Raw genomic sequence first — 15073 nt, 5'->3', positions numbered from 1 at the left:
TCTGAGTAGCTCGAGGCTAGGGAAGATGCTGCACCGCACGTGCCATGTGCTCGCGGAGTTCAGCCGCGAGGACGTCGGCACGCTCCTGATCGGCCTCCGCCGCCAGCCGGTAGGCCTCTGCCATGCCCGGGATGGACAGAGCGAACTCCTTCACCGCGGCTACATGCCGAGCGAGTTCAGCGAGTGGAGCTGCGTCAGCCGACGCCTCGGACTCCGAAGTATCACGGCGTGATACCTCTTCAGGCGTGCCTGCCGCACTGGAGCCGCTCGCCTCCTGCGTCGGCACGGACCCGGGATTATCACGGCGTGATACTTCTGCGGGTGCCTCGGACGCATCGACGTCGGTCGCCCCTTGCTCCAGGGAGTCGGGCCCGGGATTATCACGCCGTGATACTTGCTCCGACGCCTCAGGCTGGGCGCGGGACGGCGTGCCCCCAGTTCCTTGAGCAGGCACATTCGCCGACTGCGTGGGCTTCTGCCGAACCGCCGACCTGCGTTCGTCCGCCTTCTTCTTCTGCTCGTCGTGCGGCAGCTTCCCCAGGTTCCTGACGTGCTCAACCTTCCTCTCACCGGATACCAGGTCCTTCTGGAGTTCCGGCGACAGCTTCAGCAGGGAGAGCTTGCTGGAGATCGTGTTCTGGGGGATTCCGAGCCGCTTGGACGCCTTGGTCTGGCTGCCGTAGTAGTCGACCAAGGACTGGAGCGCATGCGCCTCCTCGAGGTCTGTCATGTCATCGCGGTCGTAGTTCGCGATGAAAGCGGCTTCGAGGAGCGACTCGTCGGTGGCGACGCGCGCGTTGTCGACCCGGACAGGGATCGTGGCCAGTCCGGCGCGCCGTGCGGCCTCCAGCCGGCGGTGGCCGTCCACGACGAGGTACTGGGAGCCTTCGTCAAGGTCGTCTGCACGGTCGGGTCGCGCGCTCAGGTAGGCGTCCACCGTCGAGACCACGATGGGGATGAGGACGCCGACTTCCCGGACCGTCTGGACGGTCTCATCCAGGTTCCGCAGATGGTTGCGGGGGTTGTCGGGGTTGTCGCTGATGACGGGGACCGGCAGGTCAGTGATCGCAGCCGTTGCTGCTGCCTGCGCCCCAAGGGTGCTGTCGATCGCATCGCGACGAGAGCTGCGTGCTGTGGCAGCAGCGCCGAAGGCCGGGCCCGAGCCGAGCTGTTGTGCCTTACTCATCCGGCGACCCCCAGAGCGACCAGGCGCATCGAATTCGCCTGCTTGCTGTCCGGTGCGTACGACAACAGCGCCTGCTTCAAGCGGACCGCTTCGCGCTGTTCCTTCAGGTCATCGATGACGGAGAGCACTTGCTGGTCGGCCAAGCTGTGCCAGCTGTCCAGGGACGAGGTGGCCACGAAGCCACGGCGCGAGTCGTACATGTTGATGACCAAGCCCAGGTAGTCGATCTCCAGGCTGAGGTCCTTGCAGAGGTCCTCGATCTGCTGGGCGAGCATCATGTACGCGGTGGCGGACGAGTCTTCAGCCAGAACCGGAATGACCACTCCGGACCTGCCCTGCCGCTCGTTGCGGCGGCGACGCCCGTAGTAGAGCGCGGCGTCGGTAGCGAGGCCGAGGCTGGGCGGGCAGTCGATCACGATGATGTCGTAGTACTCCTCGAGCGGATACAGGGCACGTTCGAGAGCGGCTTCCTTCTGGAAACCACGGGAGTTGGCCGCCGCCAGCGCGATCCGGGAATCCAGAAGGAAGCCGTCGAAGGCAGCCGGGAGAACATCCAGGCGGCCGTGGAAGTGCGGGTCCTCGACCGGGACGACCTGACGGCGCAGCTCCTCGGTGCCCTCGCCCACCATGTGCGTGATGAGACTGTCGTGCTTCGGCGGGAGCTGAGCGATGCCGAGCTGATCACTCAGGTGTCCCTGCGGGTCGTAGTCAACGAGGAGCACCCGCTTGCCGCCGAGCGTCCATGTGCCGATCTTGCCGAGCAGGTCCGCCTTGGTCCGCCCGAGCCGCTTGCATTCGTTGTAGCTCAGCGACTCGACGTAGCGGCGCAGGGCCGCAGTGCCGATCTCCTCGTCTTCGGCGTAGGCCTCGGCCACGCCCAGAGAGACGGCAGTCTTGCCCACGCCGCCCTTCTGGTTCACCAGGACGAGACGACGGACATCGGCGCTCTGACTCCCCTGCCGGGGGGAGGGGTTGTCGTCCAGCCAGAGGCGCACGCTCTGCGCCAGCCCTTGGGTGTAGGAGACGCTGCGGTCGTTGCAGGACTCCTTGAAGCGCTCGTACATGCCGGTCGGGAGCCAGGTGCTGAAGGACCTCGCGCCCGAAGTGTCGATGTCGACACGCGCGTTCGTGCCTGCTCGCCAGCTCTCGATTCCGGCTGTGACGGCGTCCTGAATGTCCAACCCGAGCTCGGCACAGCGGATTTTGAGTTCTTGCTGGAGCGCCGAGGGCAGCTTGGACGCCACCTTTTCCCGGTCTCCCTGGGGGTATGGAGAAGACATGGCGTCACCATACTGACTACTGTGTCTCCAGTGACAGCCGGTTCGCCCCACCTGACGTACTTTCACCCCGCAGGGTGGTCACGCCCGTCGAGCCCGCGCCACAGAGACCACACAACGCGCACACCCGCCGGGCTATGCCGGGAACTGACACCTGGCACGGCAGCGCATGACAGGGTGAAGTGCGACCACACCAGCGAGAAGGAGTTGAAGCCGTCGTGGCCAACCGGAGCGGCGAGACGCTCGAACTGTCCCGTACGCACCGGATTCTCGTGGGGGTGGTCGTCGCCGGGGCGGTGGTGATCGCCGCCATCGGCTTCGCAGGCTCCTACGCCGCCGTGCGTCAACTGGCACTGCAAAAAGGCTTCGGCGACTTCTCGTACGTCTTCCCGATCGGCATCGACGCCGGTATCTGTGTGCTCCTCGCGCTGGATCTGCTGCTGACGTGGATCCGGATCCCGTTCCCGCTGCTTCGCCAGACAGCGTGGCTGCTGACCGCCGCCACGATCGCCTTCAACGGCGCGGCGGCCTGGCCGGACCCGCTGGGGGTCGGCATGCACGCCGTGATCCCGGTGCTGTTCGTGGTAGCCGTGGAGGCAGCCCGGCACGCGGTCGGGCGGATCGCGGACATCACGGCGGACAAGCACATGGAGGGTGTGCGGATCACGCGCTGGCTGCTGTCCCCGCTGCCCACGTTCCTGCTGTGGCGGCGGATGAAGTTGTGGGAGCTGCGCAGCTACGACGAGGTCATCAAGCTGGAGCAGGAGCGGCTGGTCTATCAGGCGCGGCTGCGGTCGCGGTTCGGCCGACAGTGGCGGCGCAAGGCTCCGGTGGAGTCGCTGACACCGCTGCGCCTGGCCCGGTATGGGGTACCCCTGGCGCAGACCGCGCCGGAGGGACTCGCGGCGGCAGGTATCGAGAAGCCGTTGCTGCCGGCCGCCCCGGTCCGGCAAGAGACATCGCAACTGATCCCTGCGGCCTCCCCGGAGGTGAAGCAGGGCGCCGGCTACGTCCCCCCGGCGTTCAACGGGCAGCCGCGCAAGGAGTACTTCGGGGACTACGACCCGACGTACGAGCCGCACGGGTTCGAGCAGGAGCAGCCGAGCGCGCCCGAGGAGCAGGTGCAGCCGCTCCCCGAGCGGGAGCCCGTGAGCCTGGCAGAAGAGACGTTGACGGCAGACGAACTGGGCGAGTGGCTGGGCGACATGCGGGAGAGCGAGCGGCGCCTCACGCATGCGTCCGAGGCAGAGAGCGGTGGCCGCAGCATCGTCCAGCTGCGAGTCCCCGAAGCCCGTGAGGCGGAGGACCATGACGGCCCGGAGCCGACCGTGGAGGACCGTGAGGAGACAGAGGAGTGGCCGACCGAGCAGGAGGACGGCTCTCACCTGACCGGCCCGGCGCGGGTGGAATTCCACTACAGAAAGTTGCCGCAGGAGGAGCAGGAGATGTCGGCCAAGGCTCTCGCTCCGCTCCTTGCCGAGCGCTGTGGCTACGCCGAGGGAACGGTCCGCAAGTATCTCGGAGCGATCAAGAAGCAGGCGAACGCCTGACGTTCCACCGCGGTGGAACGGAAAGGACCTACCCGGAACGCTGCGCAGGGGTGGGGGTGGAATCCAAGGATTCCACCCCCACCCCAGTTCTTTTTCTGCCTGGTGATCATTTGCTCGTTGCGGACCGGTCGGCACCACCCCGGCGACTGACGGGCGCGCGTGTGCGCAGTGGCAGCCGAGGGCACTGCCATGGGGTGGAACGCTGTGACCTGCAACTTTCCAGCACGGGTCACTGTTTGGGGTATACCCCGCACTCACCAGCAGCCCTGCTCTCCAAGGGGGATCGTGCGAGGGACGGCGAGCTGCCGTGGCTCACGGGGCTCTGGCGTTCCACCTGCCGACAGCCGGGTGAGAAGCGACCGCAGCATCGTCTGTCGGCAGGGACGGCGGGGTGGAATCGGTGGCGGCGCCAGCAGTCCGGGACCGCGGGTGGAACGGGCGCCGGCCCGTGAAGGAATCACCGCGGGGCACAGCCCGGACACTGTGGGACGGGCCCGTGCGCAGGTGGAATCGGAAGGACCCCTGATCGCTCTGGGTGACGGAGCGGAGGAAGCATCTGCTGCTCGTGGCCACCCGCGAAACGCCTCTGAGCCCGCTGCCCAGCGGAGGCCGAGCAGGCCGCAGTGCCCTGGCGCCGGGTGCCCGGGCGAGGTGATCGTGTAAAACCGAGACTGGCTGAGGAGCCGGAGATCCAGAGGGAACAGGAGCGGGGGAGGACCGTGGAACTGGCGATGGCGGCAACGGCTGGGGCGGCATTGTGGGGCGCGGCCGCTGGCCTGCTGGTGCCCCGCGTCGCCTTCCGGCTGTCCGTCCCGGCGGGGCAAACCTGGCGCACCAAGTGCCCTCAGGGGCACCCTCTGGGGCGGACTGACGCCGACCGTGGAGGCTGGTTCGGGCTGCCCCGGTGCCCGCGCGATGCCATGGCGTTCGGCCCGTCACTGCCCACGACCGCGGCGTTGGTGACGGTGCTGTGCGCCGGGGTAGCGGCACTCACCGGCTGGCGCCCCGAGCTCCTCGTGTGGCTGCTCCTCATCCCGACAGGCATTGTCCTGGCACGTGTGGACCTCGCCGTACACCGGCTGCCGCACGTTCTGACGCTGCCCGCGGCGGGAGCGAGTTGGGGCCTGCTCGGCGTGGCCGCGCTGCTGCCCGGCCACGCGGGATCGTGGCCGCACGCCATCGGGGGAAGCCTGGCCCTGAGCGGCATGCTGTTCGTCATGTTCCTCATCAGCCCGGCCGCGATGGGGTTCGGCGACGTGCTGCTCGCGCTGACAGCGGGCGCAGTCCTGGGCTGGTTCGGCTGGCCCGTGCTCTTCGGCGGCGCCTTCCTCGCGTTCGTGCTGGCCGCACTGTTCGGCGTACTTCGCCGACTGACCCGCCGGGCGCCTGAGGCCAGCCCGCTGATCCCGCTCGGCCCGTTCCTTCTCGCCGGGGCGCTGGCCGGGCTGCTGGCCGCCGGATAGCAAAAGGCCCGGTCACCCGGAGCCGGGTGACCGGGCCTGAAGGCGCTCGGGGTCAGCGGCGGACCGCGTCCAGGCGCCGGATGACGTCCTCCGTCGCCGCCTCCATACTCAGGTCGGCCTCGAGGAGGTACTGGCTCAGCTGCTGGATCGCAGCCTCCAGTTCGTCATGCGCACCGAGGGCGGCCAGGGCCTCGAAGCGATGACGCCACAGGACCTCGCGCTCCCGGCCGGCGTCCAGGCCGCGCCCCGCGGCCCACAGCGCGCCTTCAGCGTCACCGGCGGCGAGGCAACGGGCGGCGAGGTCGTCGGCCGCGTCGGCGACCGCCGAGATCATGTCCTCGGTCACGGTCTGGGCCCAGGCGTAGCGGCGGGGCGGGATCCCGGTGAAGGGCCGCCCCCGCACGAGCTCCAGCGCACGGCGCAGCAGCGTGCGCGCCTCGGCCCCGTCCTGGCCAGCGGCCTGGGCCGTCAGGTCCTGGAACTGCCACCAGTCGCAGCCGACGCCGACCAGGCGGTGCTTGCGGTCGGTCTGGGTGTTGAGCTTCGGGTAGTACGGGGTGCCGGACTCGTCCTCGCCGAGCCAGCGCCTCACCTCGCGGATACGCCCGTTACGGGTGTTGTTCTCCACGCGCCCGCCGCCGGGGGCGATGACCTCGTCGAGTTCGTGGCGCGTAGCTCCGTCGGGGCGCAGGGCGAGGCAGGTGACCAACTCAGTGGCGACGGTCCGCCGGTTCGACTCGATGTGCCCGCGGGCGCCGGTGACGTCGACGGGGCCAAGGACACGGACCATGGGGGTTTCGGCCGGCTTCAGGGCCGCCGGGGGAGTGGGGGGTACGGCATCGGCGGCGGCCGGCTCGGGTACCGACTTCGCCTGTGGCCCTGACTCTGTCGGCTGGGCCGCCAGCGGAGTAGTGGGGGTGGGCAGGCGGGCGCTGACTGTGGTGATGGGCGTTGTTGCGGGCAGCGTGGTCCGGCTGGGCGAGGTGGCATCCGCTCGCACCGTGGGCGCGGGGGCCGGGGGCGGAGCCTCCTCCTGGGCGGGTGCGTCGTGGTCGGCGCCTTCTCCGGGAGGACCGGACGTGGGGGAGTCCTCGTCGAGATCGGCGAGGCGAGCCAGCAGACTCCCCGACTGCTCTGAGGCAGCTGTCGGCGCGTCGGCCGCGGGCTCTCCGGGCGCGGTGGCCGCAGGCGCATCCTTCGTCAGCGTGACGGGCGCCGAGGACGGCTCGCGGGCCACGTCCGTCTCCGAGTTGGACGTCAGGGCCGTCTCGATGACGTCGGCGTACTCCTCGTCGGAGAAGGCGACGAGACGGCACACGAGGTTGGTGCCGGGGACCTCCTGGACGTCGGCGTCGGTGTCCAGGACCCACACCGTCCCCGCGTCCCGGTCGGGGGTGTGCCCGCTGGTGATGATGGCGGTGGCGGTGCGCGGCTCCTGCTGCAGGACCTCGGCGAGCTGTTGGGCGGAGTCCGGGTCGGGGCAGCTGTCGAGGTCGGCGAGTACGACCATGGGCCACAGCTCGTCCACCGTGTCCGCGGCCCGCGCCTGGGACAGGTCGTCGCTCTCGCTTCCGCTCAACGCCGTGTGCTGGCGACCGTGGTGTGTCCGTACGACGTCGGCCGCGTCGGAGAGTGTGGGGTAGGGGGTGACGCGTTGGTCGACGAGGGCCAGGCCGGGGGCGCTTTCCTCGCCGGCTACGGCGATTTCCAGGTCTGCGCTGAGCGGGGACACTGCCAGCGACGTGCCCAGGGCGCGCAGGACCGGGAGGCGCTCCGCGCCGGTCAGATGGACCGCGCCGTAGCGCTCCAGGTCGACCAGGAGCAGCGCCTCGCGAGTGTCGTCGCCGAGTGCGACCAGCGCCGGGTAGGGGGCATCCATCTGCCCGCGCACCTCGGAGTCGGCGAGGTCGCTGGTGTCGGCGGGGCACCACCACACCTGCGGACTGTCAGAGGTGGCCGTGAACGGCGGCACCGGCGTGGGCAGTTCCTCCTCCTCGTCGGCGAGAAGGTGCAGCAGGACTCCCTCGGTACCGAGCTGGACTGCTGCCACGGCGGGCAGCGGCCGCTCCGCTTCGGCGCAGTGGTGGGCGAGCGTGCGCAGCGCCGCGTCGAGGAAGCTGATCTCTTCGATGGCGTCCACGCACCGCAGGCTGTACTCGGTGGCGGCCGCGGCTCCCTCAGGCATCGGGATCCGCCGTCCCGGGCGCCGGCGGCGCTGCTGCAGCCTCCGCTTGCGCCGCAGCATCAACAGCACGCCGGCGGCCACGAATCCACCGGTGGTCAGCGCGATCGCGGTAACGGCCGGAGCCGCATCGTCCTCCTGGCCGACGGCCGTCGAAGAACTGCTGCGATGCTCGGTGGTAGACGGCGCGGAACTCTTGGCTGGGTCGCCGGAGGGGGCGGGATCCTGGGCTGGTGCACGGTGGGAGGGCACGGCGACGCCAGCTTCCTCGCCCGGGCTGGTCTGTTCCGGAGTGGGAGCCTCATCTTCTGTGGAGCTGCTCGCGCTGGTGGAAGGGCTGGGGCTGGTTTCCTGTTGCGGAGTACCGGCCTCGCCGTCACTGGCTCGCGGCGATTCGGAGGCCGTTGCCCCGTCCTTGCCGCTCGAGGCGTCCTTCTCTTGCTCAGCGGGCTTGTGTTCGCGCGGTGTCGGCGTTCCGGCAGCCTGGCTGGGCAGCGTCAGCTCGTCGTCGGGATGGATCAGGTCCGGGTCCTCGATCACATCCGGGTTCGCCTCGACGATCTCCGGATAGAGCGTGGGATCGCCGAGCTTCTTCTGTGCGATGTTCCACAGGTTGTCTCCGGCCCGGACCCGGTAGCTCCCCGAGTCGCTGCCGCCGTCCTGCTCGGGGGCAGACGTCGTCTGCGTCTGGGGAGCGTTCGTCGCCGTCTGCGCGCTGGCTGTGGTGGCCCCGGGCGTGGTGTGGGCCGGAACGTTCAGCGTCGTGCCCGTGGACAAGACGCCGTCGGCGGGCTCGAGGTTCGGGTTGAGCTGCTTCAACTGCTGGAAGTGTGCGCCGTCGCCGAGCAGTTGCTCAGACAGCTCCCACCAGGTGGCGTCCTGGTCGAGCGTGACCTGCCCGGTCCGCTGGTCCTGCGCGGCGGTCGCCCCTTCGGCGCCGGTGCCGTGCGCGACCGGCTGTCCGGTCGCCTGCGTGGGCAGCGCCTGGGCGGTGACCGCAGTCGCGGCGGTGGCCGGGGCGGCGGCCGCGGCGGCGGGGGAGGCCAGGATGATGCTGCCGAGGAGGAAACCCGCGAGTTTCTGCCCGGTGGCCATGCCCGGCAGACGCGGGGTGGTGCGGCGGGCGAGGACCGCGAACGTCTCGATGACCACGGGCACGGTCAGCCACAGCCACAGCACCCAGGCGATGACCGTCATGACCGTCATGAGGACGGTGCCGTCGTCATCGTGGAAGGACAGCACGTCCTGCCACGACCCGATGTCCGGCATCGTGTGGGGCAGCGTGCCGATGTTCAGCAGCAGCGCGGGGACCCCCGCGACGAGCAGGGCGAGGACGACGAGCGCGAACAGGCCGCGGGCCAGGGCCGCGGGCCACGATGTCGCGCGGCGGTTCATGCGGGCCATCGTGGTCAGCCTCCAGGAGCGTGCAGCAACGTGGCGCTGCCGTGACCGGTGAACGACCACGAACTCACGCCGAACAAGGACAGAACATAGGGGTGGAAGGTCGTCTCGGCGGTGACGTTGAGGTTCTGCCCGTCCCCGGACGTCGTCACCGCGCCCTGGGCGCCCTCGGCGGAGAGGTAGTCCTCGGCGGCCGCGGTCGCCGCGTCCGGATCGATGACAATCGCCTCGCCGGTGATCGCCTCGCCGGGATCGACGCGCTGGGCGCCCGTGCGGGCCGCCGACTGTGCGATGTAGAACGCGTCCGAGCGGGAGTTGAGCGCCAGCCCGAGGTCGATGACCATGCCGATGATGAGGAACCCGATCAGGATGACGCCGGCGTAGAACAGCTCCAGGCCGCCCTGGTCGCTGCGCAGCGCCGTGCGGCGCCTCTTCCACCACCGGACAGCGGACGCCCTCACGAAACTTCACCTCCACGCTGCGCGGCGGCCAGGCTGGCAACGCGCCCGGCGGGCCGGGCCTGGCCGTGTACGGACCACGTGTCCACCGGTGCGGACTGCGTACTGGTCAGCGTCTTGGACCCACCGATCCCGGGAAGCGCAAGACCACTCAGCGGTGCCGTGCATGACACGGTCGCGGACACCTGCCCGTACTGACCGACCTCGGCCCCCAGCGCACTGGCGTCCACGCTCACACTGATCCGCGAGCAGCTGATCCCCGAGTTCGACAGACTCGTCTGCGCGGCCTGCTGAGCCTGGGCCTGCCCACTGCCGGGATCCGTGGCCAGGGACGCCTCGCGGGCCGCCGCACGCGCCGCGTCGTTCGCAGCGCCCTCCGCGAGCGCCACGCGCCCGACCCCGATCATCAGCCCGAACAGCATCAAGATCACCGGCACGATGATGACCGTGGTCAGCGCCGCGCCGCCGCCATCGCCCGCCGACGAGGCGCGCCTGCACACCGCGCTGAGCACGCAGCGCCCTGCGCGCCTCACGGCCGGAACTTCTCGACGGGGGCCTGCACGGACTGGGCGACGTGTACCCGCCACCCCGGCACCAGCATGATTACGTCCCCTTCCGCCCGGACGCTCACCGTGTCCGTTCCCGCGTTCACATGGATCTGGCCGTTGGTCAGCGACCCGCCCATGCCCGCCAGGAACTCCCGGCCCGCGGCCACGCCCGCACCGGCCGGCGCGTTGTACAGGCGCTGCGCGTCCAGGGCCTGCTGCGCGGCATGGTGGGCCACGGAGCGGCCGTGGAACCAGATGCCGCCCTGGATGAGCCCGAACAGCATCAAGAACGCCAACGGCATGATCATCGAAAGTTCCAGCGACAGCGCCCCGCGATCGCTGCGCAACAGGGCGGCGAGCCGGGAGAGCCTGCGGGGGCGGGGACGGTGAGCCATCGTCAGAAGCCGAGGATCTCTGCGGTCTTCTCCGTGATCTTCGTGTTGGCGGCCGCATACACCAGGCCGACCAGGGTGGCGCCGCCGACGAGGACCAGCGCCCACTCCAGGGCGCCGCCGGTGTCGTCGGAGCGGATGAGGCGGATACGCCAGCGCAGCGCGTCAGCGGCACGGGACAGCCGGGTCTGCAGGGATTGCATGGGATACCTCCAGGAAGGACAGGCGGGTTGGGCTCAGAAGTTCATGACGCGGATGAGCTGGGGGGCCACGAGGAACAGCGCCATCAGGAAGACGATCGCGATGGCGGGCAGCCGCATGTTCTCGGTGGCCTCGCCGGCCTTCTTCTTCCGCTCGGCGAACAGGGATTCGCGGGTGCGGACGGCTTGGGCGCGCAACTGCTCGTAGACGGCGGCCTGTTCCTCACCGGCCAGGCTCAGGGAGGCCCCGATCCGGGCGAGGGCCGGCACGCCGAGCTCGTCGCCGAGCCGTGTGAGCGCGTCCCACGGGCTGACGCCGGACAGGGCGGCATGCTCGACCGCGTCCCGGATCCGTACCGCGGCCGGCCCGTCGCCGGACTTGAGGGCCCGGTCCAGTGCTTCGGGGGCGCCGGCATCCGAGTTGCGGGCCAGGGCGACTCGCTCCAGCAGTGAGGCGGTGTAGTAGCTGTACTCCATGCGCCGATCCCGGGCCTTGCTTCGGTAGTCCTTCAACCGTTCCAGGGCGAGGAACGCGGCGAAGCCGACCCCGAGGGCGAGCGCGACGATCCACGGCAGTGACATGCCGCCGAGCGTGACCAGGAAGACGAGCCATTGCGCGCCGATGAACCCGATCAGCGCGTACAGCACACACTGGCCCAGCAGATGCGCCGGCGTGATTTCCAGGACCGCCAGGTCCTGAGCGGGCAGCCGGTCGGCGACCGTGGTGGTCGATACCAGCTTCTGGCCCATGCGGTCCGTCCACCCCGCGCGCCCGCCCTCGGGATGGAGGTCCGCGGCCGGGGTGCGGCCCAGCACGACGTCCAGCGGAACCCGCTTGGGCATGAAGGCGCGTACGGCGAGCGCCCCGGACAGCGCGACCAGCGCGCCGATCAGCAGGCCTGGCAGCGACAGCGTCATGACCGCACCCCCTGTGCGTCGCGTTCCTTGGCCGACAGCAGGGTGCGCGGCTCGGCCTTCATCGCCGCGACCTTGCGCATCCACCACAGCAGCAGCACGAACAGGGCGCCCATCGCCAGCAGCGCCAACTGCCCCAGCGCGTTCGCGAGCGGTTCCCAGTAGGCGCCGTTGAGGAGGACGAAGGCGACGACGGCGAGCACGAACAGCGACACCTTGCGGGTCTCGGAGCGGGCATCGGCGCGCCGGGCGTCGATGTCCTCCACTTCGGCGGCCTGGCGGCGCACCAGGGCGGCCTGCGCCGCCAGCGCGTCCGAGAGGCCCGCGCCGCGAGAGAGCACGTGGTCCATGAACAGCTGCGCGATGTCGTCGCCGATCCGCGAGTCGAGGTCGTCCGCGAACAGCCGGTAGGCCTGACGGGCCGGAATCCCCGCGGCCAGGCGCTCGGAGAGGACGCCGACCGGACGGCGCAGCAGCTCGGGCACGTTGTCCAGCGACACGATCGCCGTCTCCAGGCTCTTGCCGCCGCTGCGCACGCTCGCCAGCTGCCCCAGCCACTCCGCCAGTGCCTCCAGCCGCGCCACCTCGAGGCGCTCGGAGCCGCCGGGGTGGAGCACGAACGGCAGCCCGGCCACGGCGGCCGCGGCGAGCAGGGCCTGCACCGGCCACCCGGTGATCACCCACATTGTCACGCCCACCACCGCGGCCGCGACCAGCAGGAGACGGTAGTTGTCCCGCCACAGGGCAGGTAGTTCACTCACCGCCTGGCGGGCCTTGTCGGCGAGCGTCGGCTTGCCCCGCCGACGTGAGGCAGTCGGCGTCCAGCCACGCCACCAGGCCACCAACCCGGCCAGCCCGAGAACCACCAGAAGACCCGCGAGCATGCCGAGGGCGGACAGATACGAGCTGCTCATGACGCCACCTGGCTCTCGTCGACGAGGGTGAGCGGTGCCCAGGTGCCGCGCGGGCGCAGGGCCCGCCAGTTCACCGGGAAACCGTGCCGGGCCAGCTTCTTGGCCCGTCGCTCGTTCATCGCCGAGGACGTCGGCACCGCGCGCTCCTCACCGGTCTCTTCGTCGGGGGAGAACAGGTGGGTGAGGGCGACGCCGGCCCGCTCGCTGAGCCCGGCGGTCTCCCACACGTGGGTGACGAACCGGTGCTCGCTCCCGCCGATGTCCGTCTGATCGATACGGTCCACGTACACGATCAGGTCGACGGCGGCGGCGATGAGCCGGTAGGAGGCGCTATCGGTGAGCCCGGCCTCGGTGAGCGGCACCATGAGGCGGTCGACCACGGATTCGGGGTCCTTGGCGTGCAGGGTGCACATCGACCCGGCGCCGCCCATCATCATCGCCTTGAGCATCGCCACGGCCTCGGTGCCGCGGACCTCACCGACCATCACGCGGCTGGCGCGGTAGCGCATCGAGGTGTCCACCAGCTCGCCGAGCGTGACCCGGCCCGATGCATCCTTCTCACCGTTGCCCTCGCGGGAACGGAACGCGATCGTGTGCGCGTGCTCGCCGTACTCGTCATGGTTCAGGCGCAGTTCCGGCTCGCCCTCCAACGTGGCCAGGCGCTCCTTGGCCGGCACCTCACGCCCGAGCGCGCGCATCAGCGTCGTCTTCCCGGTCGCCATGTCCCCGGCGATGATGATCGACAGGCCCGCCCGCACCGCCGCCCGCAAGAACGCCTGCAGCAGCGTGTCGATGGACCCCCACTTCACCAGGTCGTCCAGGGTGGCCTTCTCCAGCAGGTGACGCCGGATCGAGATCACGAGATTCGGCTCGGTCAGGATCGTCGCCGCGACACGGGACCCGTCCGGCAGATCGAAATCGACCTTGCCCGACGCGTACGACAACAGCCGCTCGCCGTGCCCCGACAGCGCGGCCATCTGGTTGACCCACTCCAGGGCCTGATCGTCGGAGGCGAACGGCGATCGCAGTCGCTGGCGGCCTTGGCCCTGGATGTCGACGAACATCCACCGGCCGTCGATGAGGACGTCCTCCACACCGGGCCGCTCCAGTACCTGCTGGAGGGCGCCGGCCAGGAAGAACAGGTTGAACAACTCCGCGCGCAGCACGGTGATCTGCTCACCGGTCAGCGGGGTGTGCTCGTAGGACCACTGCTGGGCCCACTCCGCCACCCGCACCCGGATCTGCGTGAGGACCACCTGCTCAAGGGCGGCCGCATCCAGCGTCTCGCCCTTGAGACGGCGCTCCTTCTTGATGGCGTCGACGTCATCGGCCACCTGCTGCCGCAGCTCGCTGATCTTCTCCTGCGGCACTGGCAGGGCACCGGGCAGGGAAGCGGCCGCGCTCACATCCGCCGGGCCCGCCGGGGGCGCGGGCGGCTGTGAGGGCAGCGGCGTATTCGGCCCGGCGGGCGGACCGGTAGGGCTCTGTGGCCGGGTGCCGTTCGCCTCGGCCCGCAAGCTGCCCAACAGCGTGCTCGGCGCGTGGCCGTTGACCGGGTGGCCGTTCCTGCTTCGGCGCTCAGCCATGGTGCTTCTCCCGCTGTGCGAACTGCTGGACCATCCGCGCGGCCGGGGCAGGCGGTGGCGAAAGGGCTGGAGCCGGAGGCGGCGGCGGCGCGGCCTGGGCCGGAGCAGGAGGCGGGGGCGTGGCCGGCGCCGGGGGAGCGGCTGGTGCAGATGGTGCCGCCGATCGCATCTGCAGGTGCAGACGACGCTGATCGGCGTGCTGACGCAGCGGATCGAGAACCTGACCGGCCGCCCGGATCAACCGCGAACCGCGCCCCAGGGCACGGGGCATCCGCCCACCGCGCTCGATCCATTCCGCCGAAGCCTCGTCCCAAGGCAACTGACCAAACACCGGGGTTTCCAGGCTGCGCTGCACATCGTCAACCCGGAAGTCCGAGCCCAACAGCAGCAATCCGAGCGAGCGCGTACCGGAGCCGTGATGCATCAGATCGCTGTGCAGCGCCTGCGCCACAGGATCTGCCAGCGCGAGCGAGGCCGCCGTCGAACGCGTCACCAGCAGGACGACGTCGGCCTCCCGCAGCACCAGAGCAGGGGAGAGGACCGGATGCAGTCGGCCGCCCTCGAGAACGACACGGCCCGCATCAACGATCACATCCCAACGCTGCTCCGGGCTCGCATCCGACCGCCGCAACACCTGCAGCAGCGAGGGCCAGGTCGACGTCAGCGACGCCGCCTGCCGCGGATCCAGCAGCCCGGGCAGCGCGACCCGGTTGTCCGTGTCATCCATCGGCCAGAAGTGCTGCGCGACGGCCGGACCGAAGTCGATGTCCTCACCGGCGCGCGCGAGGTCGGCCTGCGCCAGATGATGCAGCCCGATGTGACGGTCCAGCCGCTCGCGAGCCGCGCCACGCGGCACATCGCGCAGCAGCCCATGACGCAAGCTGCCGCCCGCGAGGTCGAGTTCGGCCAGCAGCACCGGACGGCGACTACCCAGGGCCATAGCCGCAGCGGACGTCGTCACCCCGTCCGACTTCGCCGACACCAGAGCGATCAGTGGCATC

General features: G+C 70.3%; 13 protein-coding genes. 2 read left to right on the top strand and 11 right to left on the bottom strand.

Translation table 11 applies throughout. The features are described 5' to 3' along the window. Positions 1 to 16: 16 nt before the first annotated feature. Positions 17 to 1186 carry a ParB/RepB/Spo0J family partition protein gene (locus ACNYS0_RS43200; RefSeq protein WP_422404904.1) on the bottom strand — a complete coding sequence of 390 codons (1170 nt, stop codon included), beginning with the start codon at positions 1184 to 1186 and terminating at the stop codon, positions 17 to 19. After that, positions 1183 to 2466 (bottom strand): ParA family protein, encoded by a 1284-nt coding sequence (locus ACNYS0_RS43195; protein ID WP_422404903.1) that lies wholly within the window; start codon positions 2464 to 2466, stop codon positions 1183 to 1185. Before ACNYS0_RS43195 ends, ACNYS0_RS43200 begins: the two co-directional genes overlap by 4 nt. A gap of 215 nt (positions 2467 to 2681) precedes the next feature. On the opposite strand from ACNYS0_RS43195, the gene ACNYS0_RS43190 reads away from it, so the two are divergent. Both ACNYS0_RS43190 and ACNYS0_RS43185 read left to right on the top strand, forming a co-directional pair. After that, positions 2682 to 4013 carry a DUF2637 domain-containing protein gene (locus tag ACNYS0_RS43190; protein WP_422404902.1) on the top strand — a complete coding sequence of 444 codons (1332 nt, stop codon included), beginning with the start codon at positions 2682 to 2684 and terminating at the stop codon, positions 4011 to 4013. Between the two features lie 920 nt (positions 4014 to 4933). Next, positions 4934 to 5476, top strand: coding sequence for a prepilin peptidase (locus ACNYS0_RS43185; RefSeq protein WP_422404901.1), 543 nt, complete (start codon positions 4934 to 4936; stop codon positions 5474 to 5476). Positions 5477 to 5528: 52 nt separating this feature from the next. On the opposite strand, the gene ACNYS0_RS43180 is transcribed toward ACNYS0_RS43185, so the two are convergent. The 9 genes from ACNYS0_RS43180 to ACNYS0_RS43140 are packed head-to-tail and all read right to left on the bottom strand — an operon-like array spanning position 5529 to position 15072. Next, entirely contained in the window at positions 5529 to 9053 is a 3525-nt protein-coding gene (locus tag ACNYS0_RS43180; protein ID WP_422434665.1) for a LysM peptidoglycan-binding domain-containing protein, read from the bottom strand. Between the two features lie 14 nt (positions 9054 to 9067). Further along, the gene (locus ACNYS0_RS43175; protein ID WP_422404899.1) at positions 9068 to 9520 is read right to left on the bottom strand and encodes a TadE/TadG family type IV pilus assembly protein; all 453 of its coding nucleotides are present in this window, start codon (positions 9518 to 9520) and stop codon (positions 9068 to 9070) included. Next, positions 9517 to 10029, bottom strand: coding sequence for a TadE/TadG family type IV pilus assembly protein (locus ACNYS0_RS43170; RefSeq protein ID WP_422404898.1), 513 nt, complete (start codon positions 10027 to 10029; stop codon positions 9517 to 9519). The genes ACNYS0_RS43175 and ACNYS0_RS43170 overlap by 4 nt, the downstream gene beginning before the upstream one ends. A 17-nt stretch (positions 10030 to 10046) precedes the next feature. Further along, positions 10047 to 10460, bottom strand: coding sequence for a TadE family protein (locus ACNYS0_RS43165; RefSeq protein ID WP_422404897.1), 414 nt, complete (start codon positions 10458 to 10460; stop codon positions 10047 to 10049). A 2-nt stretch (positions 10461 to 10462) separates the two neighbouring features. Beyond that, positions 10463 to 10660, bottom strand: coding sequence for a hypothetical protein (locus tag ACNYS0_RS43160; RefSeq protein ID WP_422404896.1), 198 nt, complete (start codon positions 10658 to 10660; stop codon positions 10463 to 10465). 33 nt (positions 10661 to 10693) lie between these two features. After that, complete coding sequence (locus ACNYS0_RS43155; protein ID WP_422404895.1) at positions 10694 to 11575, bottom strand: type II secretion system F family protein; 882 nt, start codon at positions 11573 to 11575, stop codon at positions 10694 to 10696. After that, positions 11572 to 12486, bottom strand: a complete 915-nt coding sequence (locus tag ACNYS0_RS43150) for a type II secretion system F family protein (RefSeq protein WP_422404894.1) — start codon at positions 12484 to 12486, stop codon at positions 11572 to 11574. The genes ACNYS0_RS43155 and ACNYS0_RS43150 overlap by 4 nt, the downstream gene beginning before the upstream one ends. After that, positions 12483 to 14072 carry a TadA family conjugal transfer-associated ATPase gene (locus ACNYS0_RS43145; RefSeq protein ID WP_422404893.1) on the bottom strand — a complete coding sequence of 530 codons (1590 nt, stop codon included), beginning with the start codon at positions 14070 to 14072 and terminating at the stop codon, positions 12483 to 12485. Before ACNYS0_RS43145 ends, ACNYS0_RS43150 begins: the two co-directional genes overlap by 4 nt. Continuing rightward, the gene (locus ACNYS0_RS43140; protein ID WP_422404892.1) at positions 14065 to 15072 is read right to left on the bottom strand and encodes a CpaE/TadZ family protein; all 1008 of its coding nucleotides are present in this window, start codon (positions 15070 to 15072) and stop codon (positions 14065 to 14067) included. The genes ACNYS0_RS43145 and ACNYS0_RS43140 overlap by 8 nt, the downstream gene beginning before the upstream one ends. Between the last annotated feature and the right edge of the window lies 1 nt (position 15073).

This window comes from Streptomyces anthophorae, assembly GCF_049310305.1.
In the GTDB taxonomy this organism is placed as follows: domain Bacteria; phylum Actinomycetota; class Actinomycetes; order Streptomycetales; family Streptomycetaceae; genus Streptomyces.
This window is presented reverse-complemented; position numbering and strand designations above follow the sequence as displayed.